22 protein-coding genes are annotated in these 20,536 nt (G+C 74.1%); 10 read left to right on the plus strand and 12 right to left on the minus strand.

Features of this window, described 5'->3' with window-relative positions:
• Positions 1-36: 36 nt before the first annotated feature.
• The 3 genes from M446_RS02985 to M446_RS02995 form a co-directional block, all read right to left on the minus strand.
• Entirely contained in the window at positions 37-537 is a 501-nt protein-coding gene (locus M446_RS02985; RefSeq protein ID WP_012330586.1) for a MucR family transcriptional regulator, read from the minus strand.
• Positions 538-1,051: 514 nt separating this feature from the next.
• Positions 1,052-1,990: an SMP-30/gluconolactonase/LRE family protein gene (locus M446_RS02990; RefSeq protein WP_012330587.1), complete on the minus strand. Its 939-nt coding sequence runs from the start codon at positions 1,988-1,990 to the stop codon at positions 1,052-1,054.
• Positions 1,991-2,003: 13 nt separating this feature from the next.
• The gene (locus M446_RS02995; RefSeq protein ID WP_012330588.1) at positions 2,004-3,296 is read right to left on the minus strand and encodes an MFS transporter; all 1,293 of its coding nucleotides are present in this window, start codon (positions 3,294-3,296) and stop codon (positions 2,004-2,006) included.
• Between the two features lie 101 nt (positions 3,297-3,397).
• On the opposite strand from M446_RS02995, the gene M446_RS03000 reads away from it, so the two are divergent.
• Together M446_RS03000 and M446_RS03005 are read left to right on the plus strand one after the other, a co-directional pair.
• Entirely contained in the window at positions 3,398-4,126 is a 729-nt protein-coding gene (locus M446_RS03000; RefSeq protein WP_012330589.1) for a GntR family transcriptional regulator, read from the plus strand.
• A complete protein-coding gene (locus tag M446_RS03005) occupies positions 4,120-5,007 on the plus strand; it encodes an NAD-dependent epimerase/dehydratase family protein (protein WP_012330590.1) in 888 nt (295 codons plus the stop codon). The genes M446_RS03000 and M446_RS03005 overlap by 7 nt, the downstream gene beginning before the upstream one ends.
• On the opposite strand, the gene M446_RS03010 is transcribed toward M446_RS03005, so the two are convergent.
• Positions 4,997-5,983, minus strand: coding sequence for an aldo/keto reductase (locus M446_RS03010; protein WP_012330591.1), 987 nt, complete (start codon positions 5,981-5,983; stop codon positions 4,997-4,999). The genes M446_RS03005 and M446_RS03010 overlap by 11 nt on opposite strands.
• 116 nt (positions 5,984-6,099) lie before the next feature.
• Between M446_RS03010 and M446_RS03015 the strand changes: the two genes are divergently transcribed.
• From M446_RS03015 to M446_RS03025, 3 genes are read left to right on the plus strand one after another with little or no spacing between them, the layout of a single operon-like run.
• A complete protein-coding gene (locus M446_RS03015) occupies positions 6,100-6,696 on the plus strand; it encodes a metallophosphoesterase (protein WP_012330592.1) in 597 nt (198 codons plus the stop codon).
• A gap of 54 nt (positions 6,697-6,750) precedes the next feature.
• Positions 6,751-7,008, plus strand: a complete 258-nt coding sequence (locus M446_RS03020; RefSeq protein ID WP_012330593.1) for a helix-turn-helix domain-containing protein — start codon at positions 6,751-6,753, stop codon at positions 7,006-7,008.
• Between the two features lie 32 nt (positions 7,009-7,040).
• Entirely contained in the window at positions 7,041-8,783 is a 1,743-nt protein-coding gene (locus tag M446_RS03025; RefSeq protein ID WP_012330594.1) for a SulP family inorganic anion transporter, read from the plus strand.
• Here the strand turns inward: M446_RS03025 and M446_RS03030 are convergent.
• Entirely contained in the window at positions 8,755-9,651 is an 897-nt protein-coding gene (locus M446_RS03030) for an NAD(P)H-binding protein (RefSeq protein ID WP_012330595.1), read from the minus strand. The two genes, M446_RS03025 and M446_RS03030, sit on opposite strands and share 29 nt — an antisense overlap.
• Before the next feature lie 107 nt (positions 9,652-9,758).
• Between M446_RS03030 and M446_RS03035 the strand changes: the two genes are divergently transcribed.
• Both M446_RS03035 and M446_RS03040 read left to right on the plus strand, forming a co-directional pair.
• Positions 9,759-10,232 (plus strand): winged helix-turn-helix transcriptional regulator, encoded by a 474-nt coding sequence (locus M446_RS03035; RefSeq protein ID WP_012330596.1) that lies wholly within the window; start codon positions 9,759-9,761, stop codon positions 10,230-10,232.
• A 308-nt stretch (positions 10,233-10,540) separates the two neighbouring features.
• A complete protein-coding gene (locus tag M446_RS03040; RefSeq protein ID WP_012330597.1) occupies positions 10,541-12,226 on the plus strand; it encodes a methyl-accepting chemotaxis protein in 1,686 nt (561 codons plus the stop codon).
• 134 nt (positions 12,227-12,360) lie between these two features.
• On the opposite strand, the gene M446_RS03045 is transcribed toward M446_RS03040, so the two are convergent.
• Positions 12,361-12,771 (minus strand): DUF2000 family protein, encoded by a 411-nt coding sequence (locus M446_RS03045; protein ID WP_012330598.1) that lies wholly within the window; start codon positions 12,769-12,771, stop codon positions 12,361-12,363.
• On the opposite strand from M446_RS03045, the gene M446_RS03050 reads away from it, so the two are divergent.
• Both M446_RS03050 and M446_RS03055 read left to right on the plus strand, forming a co-directional pair.
• The gene (locus M446_RS03050; protein WP_050777461.1) at positions 12,770-13,660 is read left to right on the plus strand and encodes an AraC family transcriptional regulator; all 891 of its coding nucleotides are present in this window, start codon (positions 12,770-12,772) and stop codon (positions 13,658-13,660) included. The two genes, M446_RS03045 and M446_RS03050, sit on opposite strands and share 2 nt — an antisense overlap.
• 64 nt (positions 13,661-13,724) lie before the next feature.
• Positions 13,725-13,985 (plus strand): hypothetical protein, encoded by a 261-nt coding sequence (locus M446_RS03055; protein ID WP_012330600.1) that lies wholly within the window; start codon positions 13,725-13,727, stop codon positions 13,983-13,985.
• A gap of 19 nt (positions 13,986-14,004) precedes the next feature.
• On the opposite strand, the gene M446_RS03060 is transcribed toward M446_RS03055, so the two are convergent.
• Positions 14,005-14,757, minus strand: coding sequence for a sigma-70 family RNA polymerase sigma factor (locus M446_RS03060; RefSeq protein ID WP_012330601.1), 753 nt, complete (start codon positions 14,755-14,757; stop codon positions 14,005-14,007).
• A gap of 326 nt (positions 14,758-15,083) precedes the next feature.
• Between M446_RS03060 and M446_RS03065 the strand changes: the two genes are divergently transcribed.
• Positions 15,084-15,500 carry a hypothetical protein gene (locus M446_RS03065; protein WP_012330602.1) on the plus strand — a complete coding sequence of 139 codons (417 nt, stop codon included), beginning with the start codon at positions 15,084-15,086 and terminating at the stop codon, positions 15,498-15,500.
• A 38-nt stretch (positions 15,501-15,538) separates the two neighbouring features.
• Here the strand turns inward: M446_RS03065 and M446_RS03070 are convergent, their stop codons facing one another.
• The 5 genes from M446_RS03070 to M446_RS03090 all read right to left on the minus strand — a co-directional run bounded on the left by M446_RS03070 (position 15,539) and on the right by M446_RS03090 (position 20,436).
• Positions 15,539-16,204, minus strand: coding sequence for a response regulator (locus tag M446_RS03070; RefSeq protein ID WP_012330603.1), 666 nt, complete (start codon positions 16,202-16,204; stop codon positions 15,539-15,541).
• Positions 16,205-16,429: 225 nt separating this feature from the next.
• Positions 16,430-17,077, minus strand: a complete 648-nt coding sequence (locus tag M446_RS03075) for a DedA family protein (RefSeq protein ID WP_012330604.1) — start codon at positions 17,075-17,077, stop codon at positions 16,430-16,432.
• Between the two features lie 61 nt (positions 17,078-17,138).
• Complete coding sequence (locus M446_RS03080; protein WP_012330605.1) at positions 17,139-17,639, minus strand: secondary thiamine-phosphate synthase enzyme YjbQ; 501 nt, start codon at positions 17,637-17,639, stop codon at positions 17,139-17,141.
• Positions 17,636-19,342 (minus strand): cisplatin damage response ATP-dependent DNA ligase, encoded by a 1,707-nt coding sequence (locus tag M446_RS03085; RefSeq protein ID WP_012330606.1) that lies wholly within the window; start codon positions 19,340-19,342, stop codon positions 17,636-17,638. Before M446_RS03085 ends, M446_RS03080 begins: the two co-directional genes overlap by 4 nt.
• Positions 19,339-20,436 (minus strand): ligase-associated DNA damage response exonuclease, encoded by a 1,098-nt coding sequence (locus M446_RS03090; RefSeq protein WP_012330607.1) that lies wholly within the window; start codon positions 20,434-20,436, stop codon positions 19,339-19,341. The genes M446_RS03085 and M446_RS03090 overlap by 4 nt, the downstream gene beginning before the upstream one ends.
• Between the last annotated feature and the right edge of the window lie 100 nt (positions 20,437-20,536).

Here is a 20,536-nt window from a genome sequence, read left to right on the forward strand (position 1 = left end):
ACATCCGCATGGCGACTCCGTCCGTCGGATGTCGCATCACTCGGCCGCCGTCCTCGGCGGCCGGCCGCGCCGCGCCGGCGTCTTCGCGCTCACCACCGCGTCGGCCGCCGCCCGCTTCTGCATCGCGCGCTCGCGGCGCAGCTGGCCGAGGCCGAGGCTCTTGGCGAGTTCGGAGCGCTGGGCCGCGTAGGTCGCCGCCACCATCGGGTAGTCCGGCGGCAGGCCCCACTTCTCCCGGTACTGCTCGGGGGTGAGCCCGCGCCCGGACAGGTGCCGCTTCAGCGACTTGTAGGGCTTGCCATCCTCGAGCGAGATGATCGCGTCCGGCGTCACCGTCTTCTTGATCGGGATCGGCGGCACCGGCTTCTCCGGGGCCGCCGGCGGCGGCGCGATCAATGCGTGCAGCGTCTCGTACACGCTGCGCAGCACGGCCGGCAGCTCGGCGCCGGAGATCCGGTTGTTGGAGACATACGCGGCAACGATGTCGCTCGCGAGCTCCGTCAGATTGATGGAGGATTCCTCTACGACGGCACTCATGGCTACGTCCTTTTGAATGACGCCACAATTTTCCCCGAGCGCGATCCTTCGTCAATCGATCCAGGCTGCTTGTTCGCAAATAATCACCGCTGCGCACTTTGTGGGAATGTCGGCAAGTGACTTACGGTTGCTGATATCTTTGCCAATCCACCGCCTGCGTGCAGAAACCCGGAGGCTTCGGGGGCGCGCCGCCAGGGTCGCGCTGCCGCGAACCCGAGGGAAGCCATGCGGTTTGGGCATGAATCGCGGCCCGGTTGCGGCCCGAGATGCGCGGGTCTCGCGGTCAGCCCCGACCGGCATGCAGCCGGCGCGCCCCTCCGGGCGGAGGGCGGCGGCTTCCCGGGAGGCCGCGACCGACGCGCGCCCGCCACCGGGGGCCGGCGCGCCGCGGTCGCGGCCCGGCGCCGGGACCCTGGAGCAGCGCCCGATCACGCTGCACGCGGACGCTGCTCCCGGTCGTGGATGGTGCCGCATCGTCCTCGACGAACCGGCATCCACGTCGCCGAGAATTGCTCTAGCCGCCGGGGCAGCCCTGCGCGTCCACGTACAGGGCGTAGACCGACTGGCTCGCGGCCATGAACAGGCGGTTGCGGTGCCGGCCGCCGAAGCAGAGGTTGGCGCAGCGCTCCGGCAGGCGGATGCGGCCGATCAGGCGGCCGTCGGGGTTGAACACCATCACCCCGTCGAGGGCGTCGTCGCCCATGCCCCAGCCGCACCAGAGATTGCCGTCGACGTCGCAGCGGATCCCGTCCGGCGTGCCCGGCCCGGCATCGATCAGGACGCGCCGGTTGGCGAGCCCGCGCCCGCCCGTCACGTCGAAGGCCGCGATGCGCCGGGTCGGCTGCCCGCGGGATTCCACGAGGTAGAGCACGGATTCGTCCGGGGAGAAGCAGAGGCCGTTCGGGCCGGCGATCTCCCGCGCCGCCGCCTCCAGCGTCCCGGTCGCGGGGTCGAGCCGGTAGACGTTCTGGGCCAGTTCCGGCTCGGCCCGCTCGCCCTCGTAGTGGCCCAGGATGCCGAAGGGCGGGTCGGTGAACCAGACCGCCCCGTCCGAGGCCACCACGACGTCGTTCGGCGAGTTGAGGCGCCGCCCCTCGAAGGACTCGGCCAGGACCGTGACGGCGCCGTCGTACTCGGTGCGGGTCACCCGCCGCCCGCCATGCTCGCAGGTGACGAGGCGCCCCTGCCGGTCGCGGGTGTTGCCGTTCGCGAAGCGCGAGGGCTTGCGGAAGGTCCCGACTACCCCGCTCTCCTCGTCCCAGCGCAGGATGCGGTCGTTGGGAATGTCGCTCCACAGCAGGCAGCGCCCGTCCCCGAACCAGACCGGCCCCTCGGCCCAGCGGCAGCCGGTGGCGAGGCGCTCGACGGCGGCGCTGAAGACCCGGTAGCGGGCGAAGGAGGCGTCGATGATCTCGACCGCCGGGTCGGGGTAGCGCGGGCTCGGTGTCCACACGGGGCCTGTCTCCTCACTCGGCCTTCATCGTCGCGGGGCCGGCGCCCAGGGGCAAGGCGGGCGGCACGGCCGCCGCGCGGCCCCGCTCGCCGAGCAGGAGCCAGACCACCAGCAGCGCCGCGAGATCGAAGACCGAGAGGCAGGCGAAGAGCGGCTCGTAGCCGATGCGCGCGGCCGCCTGGCCGATCAGCAGCGAGAACAGCGTGGCGCCGAGATAGCCCGCCATGCCGCCGAACCCGGTCGCGGTGGCGACCTCCTGCGGGGCGAAGCGGTCGGTGACGACCGCGTAGAGCAGGCTCGACAGCATCTGGTGCGCGAAGGCCCCGAGCGAGAACAGCGCGATCACCGTGAAGGGGCTCGCCACGAGGCCGATCAGCCCCGGACCGATCATGCAGACCGCCCCCACCCCGATGCCGGCGACCCGCGAGTTGCGCAGCGAGATCCGGAAGCGCCGGGCGAGAAAGGGGGAGAGGTAGCCGCTCGCCACGCAGCCGAGATCCGCCGCCAGGAAGGGCATCCACGCGAACAGGGCGAATTGCCTGATGTCCATCCCCCGGGCCGTGACCATGTAGAGGGGGATCCAGTAGTTGAAGGTCTGCCAGGCCGGCTCGGTCAGGAAGCGGGCCGCCGCGATGCCCCAGAACGGCCGCGCGGTGAGGACCGCGCGCACCGAGGGCCTGGGCAGGGCCGGCCGCGTGCCGATATGGGCGCGCTCCGCCGCGCCGAGCGCCGGGTGGCGGTCGGGGTCGCGGTAGAGGAGCCACCACAGCAGGGCGACGCCCACCGACATCAGGCCGGTGATCACGAAGGCGGCCTGCCAGCCGAGGCTGAGCGAGAGCCAGATCACCAGCGGCGGCGCGATCATCGCCCCGACCGAGGAACCGGTGTTGAACCAGCCGGTGGCGATCGAGCGCTCCTGGGGCGGGAACCACAGGGTCGAGGTCTTCACGGCGGCCGGGATCGCCGCCCCCTCCCCCACCGCCAGCAGGGCGCGGAACCCCGCCATCGACAGCCAGCCGGTCGCCAGCCCGTGCAGCGCGCAGGCCGTGCCCCAGATCAGGGCGAAGACCACGTAGCCGGTGCGCAGGCCGATCAGGTCGGTGAGGTAGCCCGCGAGCGGCTGCATCAGCCCATAGGTCACCTGGAACGCCGCCACCACGTAGGAATACTGCTCGGTGGTGAAGCTCAGCTGCTCCTTCAGGACGGGGGCGAGCACGCCCAGCGCGTTCCGGTCGATGTAGTTGACCACCGTGCCGAGCGCCACGAGGACGAGGATGCCCCAGCGGAGCCTGCCGACCTTGCCCATCCGTTCCCCTCCCGCGCGGCGCGCCCCTCCCTTGCCACGGGGCGCGCGCTTCGTTACTGCGCTCGTTATCGATAATGATATTGGCTGACAAGAGAGGGCCCGTGCCCGAGGCCGCGCCGACCACGATCCACGCCCTCCCGCGGGGGCGGCGCCACGTCCAGGTGGCGGACGCCCTGCGGCGGGCGATCATGCTGGGCGAGGTGGCGCCCGGCGCGGCGCTGCTCGAACTCGAGCTCGCCTCCCGCTTCGGCTGCAGCCAGGGCCCGGTCCGCGAGGCGCTGCTGCTGCTGCAGGAGGAGGGGCTGGTGCAGCGTTTCGGCCACCGCGGCACCCGGGTGTCGGAGACGAGCCCGGACGAGGCGCTGGAGATGCTGCGCCTGCGCCGGGACATGGAGTGCCGGGCGGCGCGGCGGGCCTTCGCGGGGCCGCCCGACCCGGACCTGCTGCCCGACCTTCGCGGCCGGCTCGCCGCCATGGAGGCGGCCGCCGCGGCGGGCGACGCCTACGCCCTGGCGCAGGCGGACCGCGCCTTCCACCGGCGCCTGTTCGCGGCGGCGCGGCTGCCGAGCCTGGAGCCGCTGCTGCTGCGCTGCCTGACCCACAACCACCGCTTCAAGATGCTGCGCGGCCCGGTGCCGCCCGACCTGGCGCACACGGCGCGGCGGCATCTCGGCATCCTGGCGGCGGTGGAGCGGCGGGACGGGACGGCGCTCGCGGCGGCGCTGGCCCACCACGTCGCCACGATCCTGGATGACGGCCCCTCGCTCCTCGACGAGGCCGAGAGGGCCGGCGGCGCGGGCGCGCCGGCGCGGAGGGGGGATGCATGGTGAGGATCGCGCTCTCGGGAGCGGGCGGGCAGATCGGGCGGTCCCTGCGCCCGCGGCTCCTCGCGGCGGGGCACCGGCTGCGCTCGGGTGCGGGCTTCGACGCGCTGGAGCCCCTGTCGGCGGAGGAGACGATCGCGGCGGGCGACCTGCGCGACCCGGAGGCGGTGGACCGTCTCCTGTCGGGCAGCGAGGTGCTGGTCCACATGGCGGGCACCAGCGTCGAGAGGCCGCTGCCGGAGGTGATCGAGAACAACCTCGTGGCGCTCCACGCGGTCTACGAGGGCGCGCGCCGCCACGGGCTGCGCAGGGTGGTGTTCGCGAGTTCGAACCACGCCTTCGGGATGCACCCGGTCGAGGCGCGGCTGGGGGCCGAGGCCCCGTTCCGGCCGGACGGGTTCTACGGGCTCAGCAAGGCCTGGGGCGAGGCGATGGGCCGGATGTACTGGGACAAGCACGGCATCGAGGGGGTGGCGCTGCGCATCGGCACGGCGCAGCCCCGCCCGACCGAGCCGCGCCACCTCGCGACCTGGCTCGGCCTCGACGACCTCGCGGAGCTCGTGCTTCGCGCGGTCACGGCGGCCGTGCCGGGCTACCTCGCGGTCTGGGGGGTGTCGGACAACGGCGCCAGCTACTGGGACAATTCCGGCGCGGCGGCGATCGGCTACCGGCCGCGGCAATCGGCGGACGCCTTCGCGCGCGAGATCCTGGCCGGCGCCGACCCGCGCGACCCGGTGGCGCGCCGGTTCCAGGGCGGGAGCTTCGCGGCGATGGACTACACCCCGGAGACGGAGCGGCCGGACCGCTCCTCGGGGGGTGATCCGGCGCGCGAAGGCGCGGTCCCGAAGCCGGATCGGCCCGCCGACCCGGATCCGCTCACCGGTTGACGGACTGCATCCCCGCCGCCGGGTAGCGCGTCCCGGCGGCCGCGCCGGGCGGGAGCGCCGCGGCGAGGCGGGCGAGGTCGTCGGGCGCGAGCGCCACGTCGAGGGCGCCCAGATTCTCCTCCAGGTAGCGCCGCCGCTTGGTGCCGGGGATCGGCACGATGTCCTCGCCCTGCGCCAGCACCCAGGCCAGGGCGACCTGGGCGGGCGTGCAGCCCTTCTCCCGCGCCAGCGCCTCGATCGCGCCGACGAGGGCGAGGTTCCTGGAGAAGTTCTCGCCCTGGAAGCGCGGCGCGTTGCGGCGCAGGTCGTCCGGCGCGAGGTCGTCCGGGGAGCGGATCCGCCCGGTGAGGAAGCCGCGCCCGAGGGGGCTGTAGGGCACGAAGGCGATGCCGAGCTCCCGGCAGAGCGGCAGCAGCGCCTCCTCCGGCTCGCGGCTCCACAGGGAATACTCGGTCTGCAGCGCCGTGATCGGGTGCACGGCGTGGGCGCGCCGGATCGTGTCGGGCGCCGCCTCGGACAGGCCGAGATGCCGCACCTTGCCCTCCCGCACCAGCGCCGCCATCGCCCCGACCGTGTCCTCGATCGGCGTGTCCGGGTCGACCCGGTGCTGGTAGTAGAGGTCGATCACCTCGACGCCGAGGCGGCGCAGGCTCGCCTCGCAGGCCTGCCGCACGTAGTCGGGCCGCCCGCAGATACCCCGGAAGCTGCCATCCGCCCCGCGGACATTGCCGAACTTGGTGGCGACCACGATCCATTCCGAGCGCTCGCGCACCACGCGCCCGACCAGCTCCTCGTTCCGCCCGACCCCGTACATGTCGGCCGTGTCGAGGAAATTGACCCCGAGATCGACCGCCCGGTGCAGGGTCGCCACCGCCTCCGCCTCGTCGCGGCCAGCGTAGAAATCCGACATGCCCATGCAGCCGAGGCCGAGGGCGGAGACCTCCGGGCCGGCGGCCCCGAGCTTGCGCATCTTCATGGACGAGGCTCCTTCGCGTGCGGGATGAGGCGGGGGATCTGCGCCGACGGGTGGCCGATTCAAGGCGGGCCGGCCGCGCCTATCTGAGATCGCAGCCGCCCGCCGCCCGGACCCGCATGGCCACCTACTTCACCGCCAACACCCATTTCGGCGACGCCCGCATCCTGCGCCAGCGACGCCGCTTCGCCAGCGTCGAGGAGCACGACGAGACCCTGATCCGGCACTGGAATACCGTGATCGGGCCCGGGGACGCGGTCTGGCACCTTGGCGACTTCGCGGCCGGGGCGAGCCGCGCCCGCTGCCGCGAGATCTTCGCCCGGCTCAACGGCGTCAAGCGGCTGGTGCGCGGCAACCACGACACCAACCGCGTGCTCACCCTGCCCTGGGCCGAGCCGCCGACCGAGAGCTACCGGCTGAACCTCCCCGCGGCGGACGGGAGCGCCTGCCGGCTCTTCCTCGCCCACTACGCCCACCGGGCCTGGCCCGGCCTCTGGCGCGGCACCCGCCACCTCTACGGCCACACCCATGGGACGATCCCCGACACGACCCGCTCCTGCGACGTGGGCGTCGACGCCTGGGACGACCGCCCGGTCGGCATCGCCGCCCTGGTCGCCCGCCAGCGCGCCGCCACGCTCGTTCCCGACGAGCTGCGGCGCGATGCCGGGGTGGAGCCCGGCAGCCGCCGGGACTTATCCCTGAACCGTGATGATTGATGTTCTGTACATCAATCATCCGGTATGATACCGCTGTGCCACGAAGGAGCCGGCATGATCACCGCCGCACAGATGCGCGCCGCCCGGGCCCTGCTCGGCATCGACCAGCGCCAGCTCGCCGAGCTGGCGGGCGTGTCGCTGCCGACGATCCAGCGGATGGAGGCGAGCGAGGGCAACGTGCGGGGCGTCGTCGACACCCTCACCAAGGTGGTCGAGGCGCTCAATCAAGCCGGCGTCGAGCTGATCGGCGACAACGCGGTGAGCCGGGAGGGAGGGCGCGGCGTGCGCCTCGCCCGGCCGGCCCCGCGCTGAGCGCCGCCGGGACGGGGGACGGGGCCAGCATCATGAGTGCCGAGCGCAGTGCGGCGAGCTTCGCCGACCTCTACACGCCCAAGCTGGTGACGGTGCTGCGCGAGCGCTACGGCCTCGCCGACCTGCGGGCGGACGCGCTCGCGGGGCTCACGGTGGCGATCGTGGCGCTGCCGCTCTCGATGGCGATCGCGATCGCGTCGGGCGTCACGCCGGACCGGGGCCTGATCGCCGCGATCGTCGGCGGCTTCGCGGTCTCGGCGCTGGGCGGCAGCCGCTTCCAGATCGGCGGGCCGGCCGGGGCCTTCATCGTGCTGGTCGCCGCCACCGTCGAGGCGCACGGGGTCGACGGGCTCCTCACCGCCACCCTGCTCTCCGGGCTGATCCTGCTCGCCATCGGCTTCCTGCGGCTCGGCACCTTCATCAAGTACATCCCCTACCCGGTCACGGTCGGGTTCACGGCGGGCATCGCGGTCATCATCTTCGCCGCCCAGGTCAAGGACCTGCTCGGGCTGACGCTGCCCGGCCGGGAGCCCGGGCCGATCCTCCCCAAACTGGCCGCGCTCGCCGCCGCGCTGCCGACCGTCAACGGCGCGGCGCTCGCCGTCGCGGGGCTCAGCGTCGCGATCATCCTGGGCCTGCGCCGCCTGCGCCCGCACTGGCCGGGCTTCCTGATCGCGGCCTGCGCCGCCTCCCTGCTCGCCTGGCTCGCCGGCCTGCCGGTGGAGACGATCGGCAGCCGCTTCGGCGGCATCCCGCAGATGCTGCCGGCCCCCGCCCTCCCCGACCTCTCGCCCGCGAAGGTCGCCGAGATGCTGCCCTCCGCCCTCTCCTTCGCGCTGCTGGGCGGGATCGAGAGCCTGCTCTCGGCGGTGGTGGCGGATTCGATGAGCGGACGGCGCCACCGCTCGAATTGCGAACTCGTCGCGCAGGGGGCGGCCAACGTCGCCTCGGCCCTGTTCGGCGGCCTCTGCGTCACCGGCACCATCGCGCGCACCGCCACCAACGTGCGCGCGGGGGCGCGCGGCCCGGTCTCGGGCATGCTGCACGCGGTGTTCCTGCTGCTCTTCATGCTGGTGGCCGCGCCGCTCGCCCGCTTCATCCCGCTGCCGGCCCTCGCCGCCGTGCTGGCGGTGGTCGCCTGGAACATGGCCGAGAAGCACGCGGTCGCGGCGCTCCTGCGCGCCTCGCGGGGCGACGCGCTGGTGCTCGCCGCCACCTTCGGGCTGGTGGTGTTCCGCGACCTGACCGAGGGCATCCTGGTCGGCTTCGGCCTCGGGGCGCTGCTGTTCCTGCACCGGATGGCGCAGGCCGTGGACGTGGAGCGCCGCCTGCCCCTGGTGGCCGAGGACGCGGCCGATTCCGCGGTGCCCCGCACCCCCTACGATGCCGGGCTCGCCAGCGATCCGGACGTGATCGTCTACCGGATCTCCGGCGCCTTCTTCTTCGGCTCCGCGGCCGCGGTGGGCGCCGCCCTCGACCGCCTCGGCGAGCGGCCGCGCGCCACCGTGATCGACCTCTCGGAGGTGCCGCTGCTCGACTCGACGGCCGCCGCCACGATCGAGGCCTTCGCCCGCAAGGCCGAGCGGCACGGGGCGAGCGTCCTCGTCGCGGGGGCGAGCCCGCCGATCCGGCGGATGCTGCTCAGCCACGGGGTGCGGCCGCCCGCGGTGCGGTTCCGCGCCAACGTCGCCGAGGCGCTCACCGCCGCCCGGGGGCCGGATCCCGAGCTGCCGGAGGCCGCGTCCGTCAACGCCGCAGCGCTGCGGCGACCGTGACGGCGGCGGGCGTCGTCGGCCGGCCGATGAGCCGGCTGAGCGCCCGTCCGTCGTCGAAGAGCGCGCCCCGCGCGGCCGCCGCGTCCGACTGGGCCAGCAGCGCCGCGACCGGCTCCGGCAGCCCGGCCCCGAGCAGGGCGTCCTTGAACGCGGCCTCCGTCAGGTCCCGGTAGGCGACGGGACGCCGCGCCTGCCGGGCGATCTCGGCGGCGAACTCCGCGAGCGTGTAGGCGCCGTCGCCGGCGAGTTCGTGGATGCGGGGCGCGTCGGCGCCGCCGGCCGGGTCCGCGGCGCTCAGCACCGCGGCGGCGGCCTCGGCGTAATCCGCCCGCGCCGCCGAGGCGATGGGCCCCTCCCCGGCCGCCCCCAGCAGCGCGCCCTCGGCGAGGGCCGCGGGGATCGAGGCCGCGTAGTTCTCCGTGTACCAGCCATTGCGCAGGATCACGCAGGGCAGGCCGGATTCGGCGAGGGCCGCCTCGGTCCGCCGGTGCTCCCCGGCGAGGGCGAGCGGGGAGGTGTCGGCCCGCAGCACGCTCGTGTAGGCGACGAGGCCGATCCCCGCCGCCCGCGCGGCCGCGATCACCGCCCGGTGCTGCGCCTCCCGCCTGCCGATCTCGCTCGACGAGATCAGGAGCAGCCGGTCGATCCCCGCGAAGGCCGCCGCCAGGGTCTCGGGCCGGTCGTAATCGGCCTCCCGCACGGCGACGCCGCGGGCCGACAGCCGCGCGCCGGCCTCGCCGTCGGGCCGGCGCATCCCGGCGACGACGCGCTCCGGCGCGAGCCGCGCCAGCAGGGCGTCGATCACCAGGGTGCCGAGCTGGCCGCTGGCGCCGGTGACGAAGAGGCGATGGGTCGCGTGCGCCGACATGAGGTCGTCCCGCCTATGGTCTCGCTGTGGTCCATGGTACCTATGCGAGACCGTTGACGCGCGGAAGGAGGCACTTTCATGGGACCGGGTGACCGCGAGGGAACCGCGTGAGCGCCCGGGCCGACCTCGCGCGGGCCTTCGCGGGCTGGCGGCGCGCCGCCCAAGATCCCGCCTCCCAAGATCCCGCCTCCCAAGATCCCGCCTCCCAAGATCCCGCTTCCCCGGACCCCGCCTCCTGCCCGGTGCGGGACGTGCTCGACCGCGTCGGCGACAAGTGGACGAGCCTGATCCTGATCGCGCTCGCCGAAGGGCCGCGCCGCTTCGGCGCGCTCGGCCGCGCGGTGCCGGACATCTCCAAGCGCATGCTGACCCAGACCCTGCGCCACCTGGAGCGGGACGGTCTCGCGACGCGGACCGTCTTCCCGACGAAGCCGCCGAGCGTCGAGTACCGGCTCACGCCGCTGGGGGAATCGCTGCTGGAGCCGCTCGCCGGGCTGGTCGCCTGGGCCGAGGAGCGCCACGCGGCGATCCGCGCCGCCCGCGCGCGCTTCGACGCGGGCGACGATGCGGGGGCGGGCTGAGGTCCGGCGGCCGCCCCCCGGCGGATGCGGGATGGGCCGCCTGCCCCACGGTCGAATCAGTCGAGCCGACCCGCGCATGCGGGGCCATCCGCTGATTGCAGCGTTACATTTGTCATCCCACTCTGAGAGCCGATATAACCGAAAGGCTTAATCACTGAATCTGACGATAGACTGGTCAAATTCGGCCTTTGTTAAAGATTCTGACGGAGGAGTAGGGCCCACGCTCCGAGACCGGATCCGCAGCCGCCGCCCGGCAGGGCGCCCGCGGCGCGGCCGATCCATGTCGGAGCACCGACAGGAGATCGCAGATGCGCACGACCCGGTCCCTCGGCGTGAGCGGAAAATTGTCCGCCGCTTTCGCGTTGCTGGCCCTCGTCACCCTGGCCGCCAGCGCGGCGTGCTATCTTCAGTTCTCGTCGATCGAGCAGAAGGTCGGCTGGACCCAGCACACCTACGACGTTCTCGGCGCCACCACCGACCTGACGGCCGCGATGGTCGACCAGGAAACCGGCATTCGCGGCTACATCATCACGGCCGACACCAAGTTCCTCGAACCCTATCAGGCGGGCAGGAGGGCCTACGGGGCGGCCTTCGACAAGGCGAAGTCCCTGACCTCCGACAATCCCGCCCAGCAGGCGCGGCTCGGGGAGCTCGACCGGCTGGTTCAGGCCTGGAGCCGCGAGATCGCCGAGCGCGAGATCGCCCTGACGTCGGAGCCGTCCACGCGCGACGAGGCGCGGGCCTCGGTCGGCTCCGGGGCGGGCAAGGCCGCGATGGACCGGATCCGCGCCAAGGTGGCCGAGATCGAGCGGGCCGAGACGGACCTGATGAGCGTCCGCGCGGGCGAGCAGCAGACCAGCTTCCGTCTCGGCTACGCCGTCACTCTCGGCGGGGTCGTCCTCGGCCTCGTGCTTCCCGGCCTCCTGTCGCTCGCCGTCGTCCGCACGCTCGCGCGGCCGATCCAGGATCTGACGGCGGCCATGCGGCGGCTGGCGGAGGGCGACAGGACGGTGCCCGTCCCCGGCCTCGCGCGGCGCGACGAGGTCGGCGCCATGGCGGCGGCCGTCGAGGTGTTCAAGCGGAACGCGATCGAGGCCGAGCGCCTCGCCGCCGCCCAGGCCGCCGAGGACGAGGCGCGCACGCGCCGGGCCCGCACCCTCGACGCGCTGACCCAGAGTTTCGATCGCGCCGTCTCCACCCTCACGGCCGGGCTGGCCGGCGCGGCCAGCGAGATGGAGGCGACGGCGCAATCCATGATGGCGGTGGCGGACGACACCACCCGGCGCTCGGCGACGGTGGCGGGGGCCGCGGGCGTGACGTCCACGAACGTGCAGACCGTCGCGGCGGCGAGCGAGGAGATGTCGGTCTCGATCCAGGAGATCGTCCACCAGGTCACCCAATCCGCGCGGATCGCCGATCGGGCGGTCGAGAATGCCAAGCGGGCGGACGCCACCGCCAAGCACCTGACCGAGACCGCCGAGCGCATCGGAACCTTCGTGTCGCTGATCTCCGGGATCGCCGGCCAGACGAACCTGCTCGCGCTCAACGCCACGATCGAGGCGGCGCGGGCCGGCGAGGCGGGCCGGGGATTCGCGGTCGTCGCCGCTGAGGTCAAGGAACTCGCCAACCAGACCGGGAAGGCGACGGACGAGATCGGCGCCCGGATCGGGGACATCCAGGGCGCGACCCGCGGCATGGTCGCGGATATCCAGGAGATCGGCCGCGTCATCGAGGAGATCTCGGCCTACGCGGCCGGGATCTCGGCCGCCGTCGAGGAGCAGGGCAGCGCCGTCCAGGAAATCACCCGCAACGTGCAGGAGGCCGCCCGCGGCACCGAGCAGGTCACGACGACCATGTCGGGGGTGCGGGACGGCGCGGGCCAGACCAGCGCGGCCGCCACGCAGGTGCTGGGCGCGGCGCGCGACCTGGCGCGCCAGTCGGAGGTCCTCCGCGGCGAGGTCGCCGAGTTCCTGGCGAAGGTCAGGGCCGCCTGACCGGGACGGGGCTCCGGGGCCGCGGTCGGGCCCGGCGCGGGCCCGGAAGGTTCCGGGGGCGAGGGAGCCGCGACCGGAAGCGGGCCCGCGCCCCGCGAGGCGGGGACGGCGCCCGGGCGCGGGGCCGCGCCTCGTCAGGGATGCAGGACCATGTCCCTCATCACCTTGTCGACGGCCTTGCGGTCCGCGTGCAGGGCGAGGCCGACGAGGTCGAGATCCTCCGTCGCCACCCGCGCCACCGCGGCCCGGTTGTCGGCGTCGTTGCCGGTGGCGAAGAGGTCGCGCGTGTAGAGGCAGCAGGGCAGCTCCCGCTCGCGCGCCCGGGCCAGGGCCCGGGCCAGCGCCTCGCCCGATCCGGCGAAGATCAGGATCGGCTGGCGCACCAGCGGCCCGTAGACCCGGCCCGACCCGTCCCGGTAGGGTTCCCCGGGGAGGTCGGGATGGGCCCCGACCAGGCCCCCCGCGAGGAAGGCCGTGACGTTGAGCTTCTGCCAGGATGCGAGGTCATCCCGGACCGCGATGGCGATCTTGGTGTCGTAGCGCATGGACCCGGAGCTAGCGCCCGGTCGCGCCGACCGTCTTGAAGGATCGTGCGGGCTGCGCCGCCCGGACTGGATCCGCGTCGCGCCCGAGCAGGGCGGCATCCCGCGCATCGAGGCCTTCTTCACGGGTCACGCCTACGACCCGCACCGGCACGATTGCTACGCGCTCGGCCTCACCCTCCCGGGCGTGCAGCGCTTCGACTATCGCGGGGCGGAGCAGAACAGCCTCGCGGGCAACCTCATCGTGATCCACCCGGACGAGGTCCATAACGGCCGCGCGGGCGCCGCCTCCGGCTTCCGCTACCGCATGGCCTACCTGCCGCCGCACCGCCTGCGCGCGGCCCTCGACGGCCGCGCCGGCAGCCTGCCCTTCCTGCGCCGCGCCGTCCTCGACGACGGCCGGCTGCGGGCCGCCCTCGTGCCCCTGCTCGCCGACCTCGACCGCGGCCTCGAACCGCTCGAAGCCGACCAGGCGGTCGCGGACATCGCCGAGGCCCTCCTCGCCGGCGACCCCTCGGCCCGGCGGCGGCGCGAGCCGGCCGGCGCCGCGGCCGCCATCGAGCGCGCCCGCGCCTACCTGGACGAGGCGCATCGGGAGGGGGTGCGCGCGGAGGAGCTCGAGGCGCTGACCGGACTCGACCGCTTCACCCTGGCCCGCCAGTTCCGCCGCCGCTTCGGGACCAGCCCCTACCGCTACCTCACCCTGCGGCGGCTCGACGAGGCCCGCGCGCTGATCCGGGCGGGCGTCGGCCTCGCGGAGGCCGCGGCCGCGGCGGGCTTCTCCGACCAGAGCCACATAACGCGCCTCTTCGTCCGCGCCCACGGCCTCTCGCCGGGGCGCTGGCGCCGGATGCTGGCCACCGCGGAACGGTTCGGCGCGGCGGGCCGTTAGGGGGGCCCCGACCAGAAGCGGGCCCGGCCTCCGGGCCCGCCGGTCCCCGAGATGGAGATGGATCATGACGCGCGTCATCGCCACCGCCGCCGCCCTCGCCCTCCTCGCCACCGCCGCGTCGGCCCAGACCCGGGCGACCAACCCGCAGAACGAGCCGCCCGGCCAGAAGATGCACGAATCCGGCAGCGCCAAGGGCACGACCGGCGCCTCCGGCTACACGCCCGGCCACGAGATGAAGACGACCGGCAGCGTCAAGGGCACCTCCGGCGCCTCCGGCTACGCGCCCGGCCACGACCCGGCCTCCTCGCGCGGCACCGGCCGCTGAGCCGGGGCGGCACCCGCCCTCAGGGCGAGGCGCCGCCGAGCGCCGCCCCGCCCTCGAGCGCCTGGGCCAGGGCGGTGCGGGCGCGGCTGACCCGGCTCTTCACCGTGCCGACCTGGCACTGCATGATCCGGGCGGCGGATTCGTAGCTGAGCCCCTGCACCGCCACGAGCAGCAGGGCCTCGCGCTGCGGGGTCGGCAGCTGGCTCAGCCGCATCCAGACGTCCCGCAGCTCGATGCCGTCCTCCTGGTCGGGCAGCGCGACCATGCGGGCGGCCTGCTCGCCGTCCGCGTCCTCCACCTCGCGCCGGCGCTTGCGCGCCACAGTGTAGAACTGGTTGCGCAGGATCGTGAACAGCCACGCCTTCAGGTTGGTGCCGGGCGCGAAGCGGTCCTGGCTCTGCCAGGCCCGCAGCAGCGTCTCCTGCACGAGGTCGTCCGCCTGGACCACGTTCGCCGTCAGCGACACGGCGAAGCCCCGCAGGCAGGGCAGGGACGCCACGAGTTCGTCCCGGAAGGAAGAGGCCGGCCGCGCCGCCGCGAGGGCCGCGTCGAGCCGCGCCACCAGCGCCAGGAGCGGTTCCGGCTGAGCCTCGGCCAGGAGCGCCGCGTAGCAGGCCCGCAGGTGCCGGCCGAGATGGTCGCGCAGGAAGGGCGGGAGGTCGGGACGCCCGTCCAGGGAGCCGTCCGCCCGCAGCCGCAGGGACAGGGACGCGGCCGCGGCCGCGGCAGGTGGCTCGTCATCGGCGAGCGGGCCGAGAAGGTCGGGTCGCAAGCGGCTCTGCTCCGCGCATGGGTCGGCCAAGCTGATGCGCAGGAATGCCGCGCCGCCCCCGCCGTTCCCGGTTCGCCGGTGTTTCTTTGTCGGCCGGCCCGGCATAGGCGGATCAGGCCCGTCATGGACCGCCAGATCTGCCGAACTCAGCGGCGGGACGCGGTCCATCCCGCTCACGGGTGACCGCGCTGCCCCGGCGGACCTGGATACGACGCGGCCGGAGCGGGCGACGGGCCCTCGGCGGCCGGGCGCGGCGGGTCGGAGGAGGGGGTGGAACTTACCTCCCGCACACCCGTTCCTGGCCACCTCACACCTCGGAGGCCCTGATGCGTCTTGGACGATTCTTCCTCGCACTGATGCTGATCTGCGGGCTCGCCCCCGCCCTGCGGCCCGCCCCGGCCGCGGCCGAGACGGCGGCGGCGAGCGCGGCCGCACCCACCGCCTGGACCGGCTGGCACGGCGGCTGGCGCCACCACGGCTGGCACGGCCGCCACGTCGGCTGGCACCGGCACGGCTGGGGCCGGCCCTACGCCTACCGCACCGTCGGCTATTATCCGGCGCGCTACGGCTACCGGCACCATTACTGGCGGCACGGCCACTACGGCTGGCACCACCGGCCCTATTGGCGCCATTACGGCTGGCGCCACCGTCACTGGCGGCATTACGGCTGGCATCACCGGCCGCACTGGCGCCACTACGGCTGGCATCGCCACGGCTGGCGCCACGCCCGCTTCGGCTACTGAGCGGCGCCCCCGTCGGGCCGGGCCCGGCGGCCCGGCCCTCACGCGACGCCGGCCGGGGGCTTGAGCGTCGCGCCGATGCGCGAGGAGGCGATCACCGCCTGGGTGCGGCTCTCGACGCCGAGCTTCTGCAGGATCGCCGAGACGTGCGCCTTCACGGTCGCCTCCGAGACCGAGAGCTCGTAGGCGATCTGCTTGTTGAGCAGCCCCTCCGACAGCATCATCAGCACGCGCACCTGCTGCGGCGTGAGGGTCGCGAGGCGGCGCATCAGCTCGGCCGTCTCCTTGTCCTCGGAGGCCGAGAGGGCGATGTCGGGCGGCGCCCAGGTGCCCCCCGCCAGCACCTGCCGGACCGCCCCGCCGATCTCGTCGATGTCGAGGGATTTCGGGATGAAGCCGGCGGCGCCGAAATCGAGCGCCCGGCGGATCACCACCGGATCCTCGTTGGCCGAGACGATCACCACGGGGATCGCCGGGTGCTGCGCCCGCAGGTAGATGAGGCCGGAGAAGCCCTGGACCCCCGGCATGGTGAGGTCGAGGAGGATGAGATCCACCTCCGCCTCGCGCTCGAGGAGCGCCGTCAGCGCGTCGAGGCCGCTGGCCTCGACGATGCGGGCCTCCGGCAGGATGCCTCCGACCGCCCCGCGCAGGGCGCCCCGGAAGAGCGGATGGTCGTCGGCGACGACGATGGTGGTCTCGGAACTCAAGCGGTGCCTCCCGCCCACACGCCACGGAGCCTCGCACCCGGTGACCGGCGGCCCTCTTGAAACGGAACCTTAAGCCTTTGCGGCGCGCCGGACAATTTCGGCGGGCTGCGGAATCGCCGCTATCCCGCCCTCGACCGCGCGAAACGGCCGCCGGACCGGCACTCGTCCGGCGAAACCTGGTGGAATCGGAGCCTGCGCGCCTCAGTCAGCGCGGCGTCACGCGCCTCAGCGCGGCGTCACGGGGCCCGGGAGCGCCCGCTCGGCCTCCCGCAGCAGGCGCGCCTCGTTGCGCCGCACGGTCACGATCAGCCAAGCCAGGGTGATCACCGCGACGGCCAGGAAGGCGATCCCGAGGGGACCGCTCACCGCCTCGATGCGGGTGCCGAACAGGTAGGCGCCGCCGCCGAACACGGTCGCCCAGAGCAGGCCGCCCGTGGCGTTGGAGACGAGGAAGCGCGGCCAGGCCATGCGGTTCGCCCCGGCGAGCAGGGCCGCCAGCACCCGCAGCACCGCGACGAAGCGGCCGAAGAACACCACCTTCCCGCCGTGGCGCAGGAACAGGTACTGCCCGAGCTTGATCTTGTCCGGGGTGAGGCCGATGCGCGGGCCGTGGCGGATCAGCACCGGCTGGCCGAGGCGGCGCCCGATCCAGAAGCCCATCGAGTCGCCGACCACCGCCCCGCCGGCGGCCGAGGCGACGAGCCCCGGCAGGCTGAGATCGCCGGTGGCCCCCGCGTAGACCGCCGCGGTGACGAGGCAGGTCTCGCCCGGAAGCGGGAGCCCCAGGCTCTCCAGGCCGACGATCAGCGCCACGATCCACAGACCGTGCTGCGCGATCAGGCCGGACAGGTCTCCGAGCAGGGAATGCAGCATCCGGCAAGAACCGCGCCGCCCCGGGCGAGTTCCCGGGGGCCGCCCTCGCGCCGCCGGGCCGTCACGCCCCCAGGAGATGCAGCACGACCTCCCGCCGATGGTGCTGGTCCCGGTGCTCGATCAGGTAGACGCCCTGCCAGGTGCCGAGGGCGAGCTGCTGCTCGGCGACCGGGATCGCCAGGCAGCAATCGGTCAGCATCGTGCGGATGTGGCCGGGCATGTCGTCGGGGCCCTCGTCCCGGTGCAGGTAGAACATCCGCCCCTGCCCGCGCCCGGGCAGTTCCGCGTCGTACAGGGTGGCGCCCTGGCGCGGGGCGAGCCGGTCGAGGGCGGCCAGCAGGTCCGTGCGCACGTCCGGGTCGGCATTCTCCTGGATCGTGAGCGAGGCCGAGGTGTGGCGGCAGAACAGCGTGAGCAGGCCCTGGGCGATGCCGCTGTCGCGCACGAAGCCCGCCACCTCCTGGGTGATCTCCGTGAACCCCTGCCCGTTCGTGCTCACCGTGAGCCGGCCCGTCACCTGCCGCGTCACCGCGCCCCCGGCGATCGTCTCGATCCGCTTCATCGCGCCATCTCCCGTCCCGGCATCACCTCGCGCTCGCCCCGCTCCAGGATGCGCTCCAGCGTCTCGATCCGGTCGGCCTCGGCGGGCGGCTTGTCCCAGCGGATCCGGTTCACCCGGGGAAACCGCATGGCGACGCCCGACTTGTGCCGGGTCGAGCGCTGGAGCCCCTCGAAGGCGATCTCCAGCACCAAGCCCTGGCGCGGACCATACTCCACCTCGCGCACGGGCCCGAACCGCTTGACCGTGTGGTTGCGGACGTAGCGGTCGAGCTTGGCGAGCTCCTCGTCGGTGAAGCCGTGATAGGCCTTGCCGACCGGCACCAGCTCCTCGCCGCCCTCGGGGGAGTCCCGCCAGACCCCGAACGTGTAGTCCGAGTAGAAGGAGGAGCGCTTCCCGTGCCCGCGCTGGGCGTACATCATCACCGCGTCGACGAGGTAGGGTTCGCGCTTCCACTTCCACCACGGCCCCTTGGGCCGGCCCGGCACGTAGAGGCTGTCGCGGCGCTTGAGCATCACGCCCTCGATCGCGTCGGCATCCTCGCCGGCCCCCGCCTGGGCCGGGTCGGCCCGCGCCGCCGCCAGCGCCTCCCAATCGGCGAAGGGCACGAGCGGCGAGAGGTCGATGCGCCCGTGGTCGAGGCCGGCCACGAAGGCTTCGAGCCGGGCGCGGCGCGCCCCGAAGGGGAGCGGGCGCAGGTCCTCGCCGTCGAGCGCCAGCAGGTCGTAGGCCCGCACATGGGCGGGGAAGTCCTGGAGCAGCCGGCCCGTCACCGCCTTCCGGTTGAGGCGCTGCTGCAGCACGTTGAAGCTCTGCACCCGCCCCTCGCGCAGGATGAGGAGCTCTCCGTCGAGGGCGCCCTCGAAGCGGATCGCCTCGGCGAGGTCCGGGAAGGCGGCGGAGATGTCCTCGCCGGTGCGGGAATAGATGCGGGCGACCGCGGTCCCGGCGCGGTCGCGCCCGCCGACCAGCTGCACCCGGATGCCGTCCCACTTCCACTCGGCCGCGAAGGCGGCGGGGTCGAGCCTGGCGAAGTCGGTCTCCTCGTCGACCGGGTGCGAGAGCATCGGCGGCCGGAACGGGGCGGGATCGAGGCTCTCGGGCCGCTCGGCCCGGCCCTCGACCCAGGCGAAGAGGGGCAGGTAGGGGGGCTTGAGCCCGTGCCAGACCTCCTCGACCGCGTCCGGCTCGACGCCGCCGAGGCTCGCCACCGCGGTCTTGGCGAGGCGCGCCGAGACGCCGACCCGCAGCTCGCCCGTGATGAGCTTGATGAGCGCCCAGCGGCCGGTCTCGTCGAGGACGTCGAGCCAGGCGGCGATGCGGGCGGGCAGCTCGGCCTTGCCGATGGTGGCGAGCGCCTCGACCACCTCGCTCAGGCTCGGCACCTGCGGCGGCGGGGCGTTGTGGCCGATCCCGCCGGGCTCCGGCGCCGCGGGCGCGGGCCAGATCAGGGCGGTCGTCTCCGCGAGGTCGCCGACGTAGTGGTACGACATCCGGAACAGCACCGGGTCGACCCGCGCCTCGACGAGGCCGCGGATCAGGGTGGGCTTCGCCTCCCGGAAGGTCAGGGCGCCGGTCATGGCGGCGAGCGCGGTGCCGCGCTCGGGATCGGGCGCGCGGGAAAAGTAGTCCTGGAGCAGCCGCAGCTTCGCGGTGCGCCGGGGCTCGTAGGCGAGGCGGTCGAGGAGATGGGCGAAGTCGTTCACGCGGCGCCCCCCTGGGCGGGGCCCGCCCCGCCGCGGGCGGGCTGCGTCCCGCCCCGCGTGGGCTCCGCGTCGCCCGGGGCCGGTTCCGCCTCGCCCTCGTCGCCGTAGCCGAGCATGTGCAGGGGCCGGGCGGCGATGCCCCGCGTCGCGCACCAATGCACGAGCGCGTCCTCCTGGCCGTGGGTGACCCAGACCTCGCCCGCGCCGGTCTCCGCGATGGTCCGGCAGAGATCGTCCCAATCCGAGTGGTCGGAGATGACGAGGGGCAGTTCGACGCCCTTCTGGCGGGCCCGCGCGCGCACCCGCATCCAGCCCGACGCGAAGGCCGTGACCGGATCGGGGAACTTGCGCGACCAGAGATCCTGGATGGCGGAGGGCGGGCAGAGCACGACGGCGCCCCCGAGCTTCGGCCGGTCGGCGGCCGCGACCTTCGGGGTCTCGCCGAGGGGGATCCGCTCGCGCTTGTAGAGGTCGGTGAGCTTCTCCAGCGCCCCGTGCAGGTGGATCGGCGCGTCGTAGCCGGCGGCGCGCAGGAGCGCCATCACGCGCTGCGCCTTGCCGAGGCTGTAGGCGCCGACGATGTGGGTGCGCTCGGGGAAGAGCCGCACGGAATCGAGGAGCTTGCCCACCTCGTCGGCCGCGTCCGGGTGGCGGAAGACCGGCAGGCCGAAGGTCGCCTCGGTGATGAACACGTCGCAGGGGACGAGTTCGAAGGGCAGGCAGGTCGGGTCGGGGGCCCGCTTGTAGTCGCCCGAGACGACGATGCGGCGGGCGGCGGCCTCGATCACGATCTGGGCCGAGCCCAGCACGTGGCCGGCGGGCGCGAAGCGGACGGCGACGTCGCCGAGGCGGAGCACCTCCCCGAGCCGCGCCTCCTGGCGGGCGCCGCAGAAGTCCTCGCCGTAGCGCACCGCCATGATGCGCAGGGTCTCGGGCGTCGCGAGCACGCGGCCGTGGCCGGCGCGGGCGTGGTCGGAATGGCCGTGGGTGATGAGCGCCCGCGGCACCGGGCGGACCGGGTCGACGTGGAAGTCGCCGAGCGGGCAGTAGAGGCCCTCGCGGGTGAGGGTGAGGAGGTCGTCGCTTCTGGCCATGCTGGTCCGGGATCGGCGGGACACCGTATATAGGGGCGCTCCTCCCGGCGTCCGTGCCGCGCCCCCGCCCCCTGCCCTGCCGACCTGCCCTGCCGACCTG

Source organism: Methylobacterium sp. 4-46, from assembly GCF_000019365.1.
GTDB lineage: Bacteria > Pseudomonadota > Alphaproteobacteria > Rhizobiales > Beijerinckiaceae > Methylobacterium.

Excerpts from the sequence above, each read along its gene's own strand:
- M446_RS02985 (WP_012330586.1), bottom strand. The coding sequence starts at position 537 with ATGAGTGCCGTCGTAGAGGAATCCTCCATCAATCTGACGGAGCTCGCG.
- M446_RS02995 (WP_012330588.1), bottom strand. The coding sequence starts at position 3,296 with ATGGGCAAGGTCGGCAGGCTCCGCTGGGGCATCCTCGTCCTCGTGGCG.
- M446_RS03005 (WP_012330590.1), top strand. The coding sequence starts at position 4,120 with ATGGTGAGGATCGCGCTCTCGGGAGCGGGCGGGCAGATCGGGCGGTCC.
- M446_RS03010 (WP_012330591.1), bottom strand. The coding sequence starts at position 5,983 with ATGAAGATGCGCAAGCTCGGGGCCGCCGGCCCGGAGGTCTCCGCCCTC.
- M446_RS03015 (WP_012330592.1), top strand. The coding sequence starts at position 6,100 with ATGGCCACCTACTTCACCGCCAACACCCATTTCGGCGACGCCCGCATC.
- M446_RS03020 (WP_012330593.1), top strand. The coding sequence starts at position 6,751 with ATGATCACCGCCGCACAGATGCGCGCCGCCCGGGCCCTGCTCGGCATC.
- M446_RS03025 (WP_012330594.1), top strand. The coding sequence starts at position 7,041 with ATGAGTGCCGAGCGCAGTGCGGCGAGCTTCGCCGACCTCTACACGCCC.
- M446_RS03030 (WP_012330595.1), bottom strand. The coding sequence starts at position 9,651 with ATGTCGGCGCACGCGACCCATCGCCTCTTCGTCACCGGCGCCAGCGGC.
- M446_RS03040 (WP_012330597.1), top strand. The coding sequence starts at position 10,541 with ATGCGCACGACCCGGTCCCTCGGCGTGAGCGGAAAATTGTCCGCCGCT.
- M446_RS03050 (WP_050777461.1), top strand. The coding sequence starts at position 12,770 with ATGGACCCGGAGCTAGCGCCCGGTCGCGCCGACCGTCTTGAAGGATCG.
- M446_RS03045 (WP_012330598.1), bottom strand. The coding sequence starts at position 12,771 with ATGCGCTACGACACCAAGATCGCCATCGCGGTCCGGGATGACCTCGCA.
- M446_RS03055 (WP_012330600.1), top strand. The coding sequence starts at position 13,725 with ATGACGCGCGTCATCGCCACCGCCGCCGCCCTCGCCCTCCTCGCCACC.
- M446_RS03065 (WP_012330602.1), top strand. The coding sequence starts at position 15,084 with ATGCGTCTTGGACGATTCTTCCTCGCACTGATGCTGATCTGCGGGCTC.
- M446_RS03075 (WP_012330604.1), bottom strand. The coding sequence starts at position 17,077 with ATGCTGCATTCCCTGCTCGGAGACCTGTCCGGCCTGATCGCGCAGCAC.
- M446_RS03080 (WP_012330605.1), bottom strand. The coding sequence starts at position 17,639 with ATGAAGCGGATCGAGACGATCGCCGGGGGCGCGGTGACGCGGCAGGTG.
- M446_RS03090 (WP_012330607.1), bottom strand. The coding sequence starts at position 20,436 with ATGGCCAGAAGCGACGACCTCCTCACCCTCACCCGCGAGGGCCTCTAC.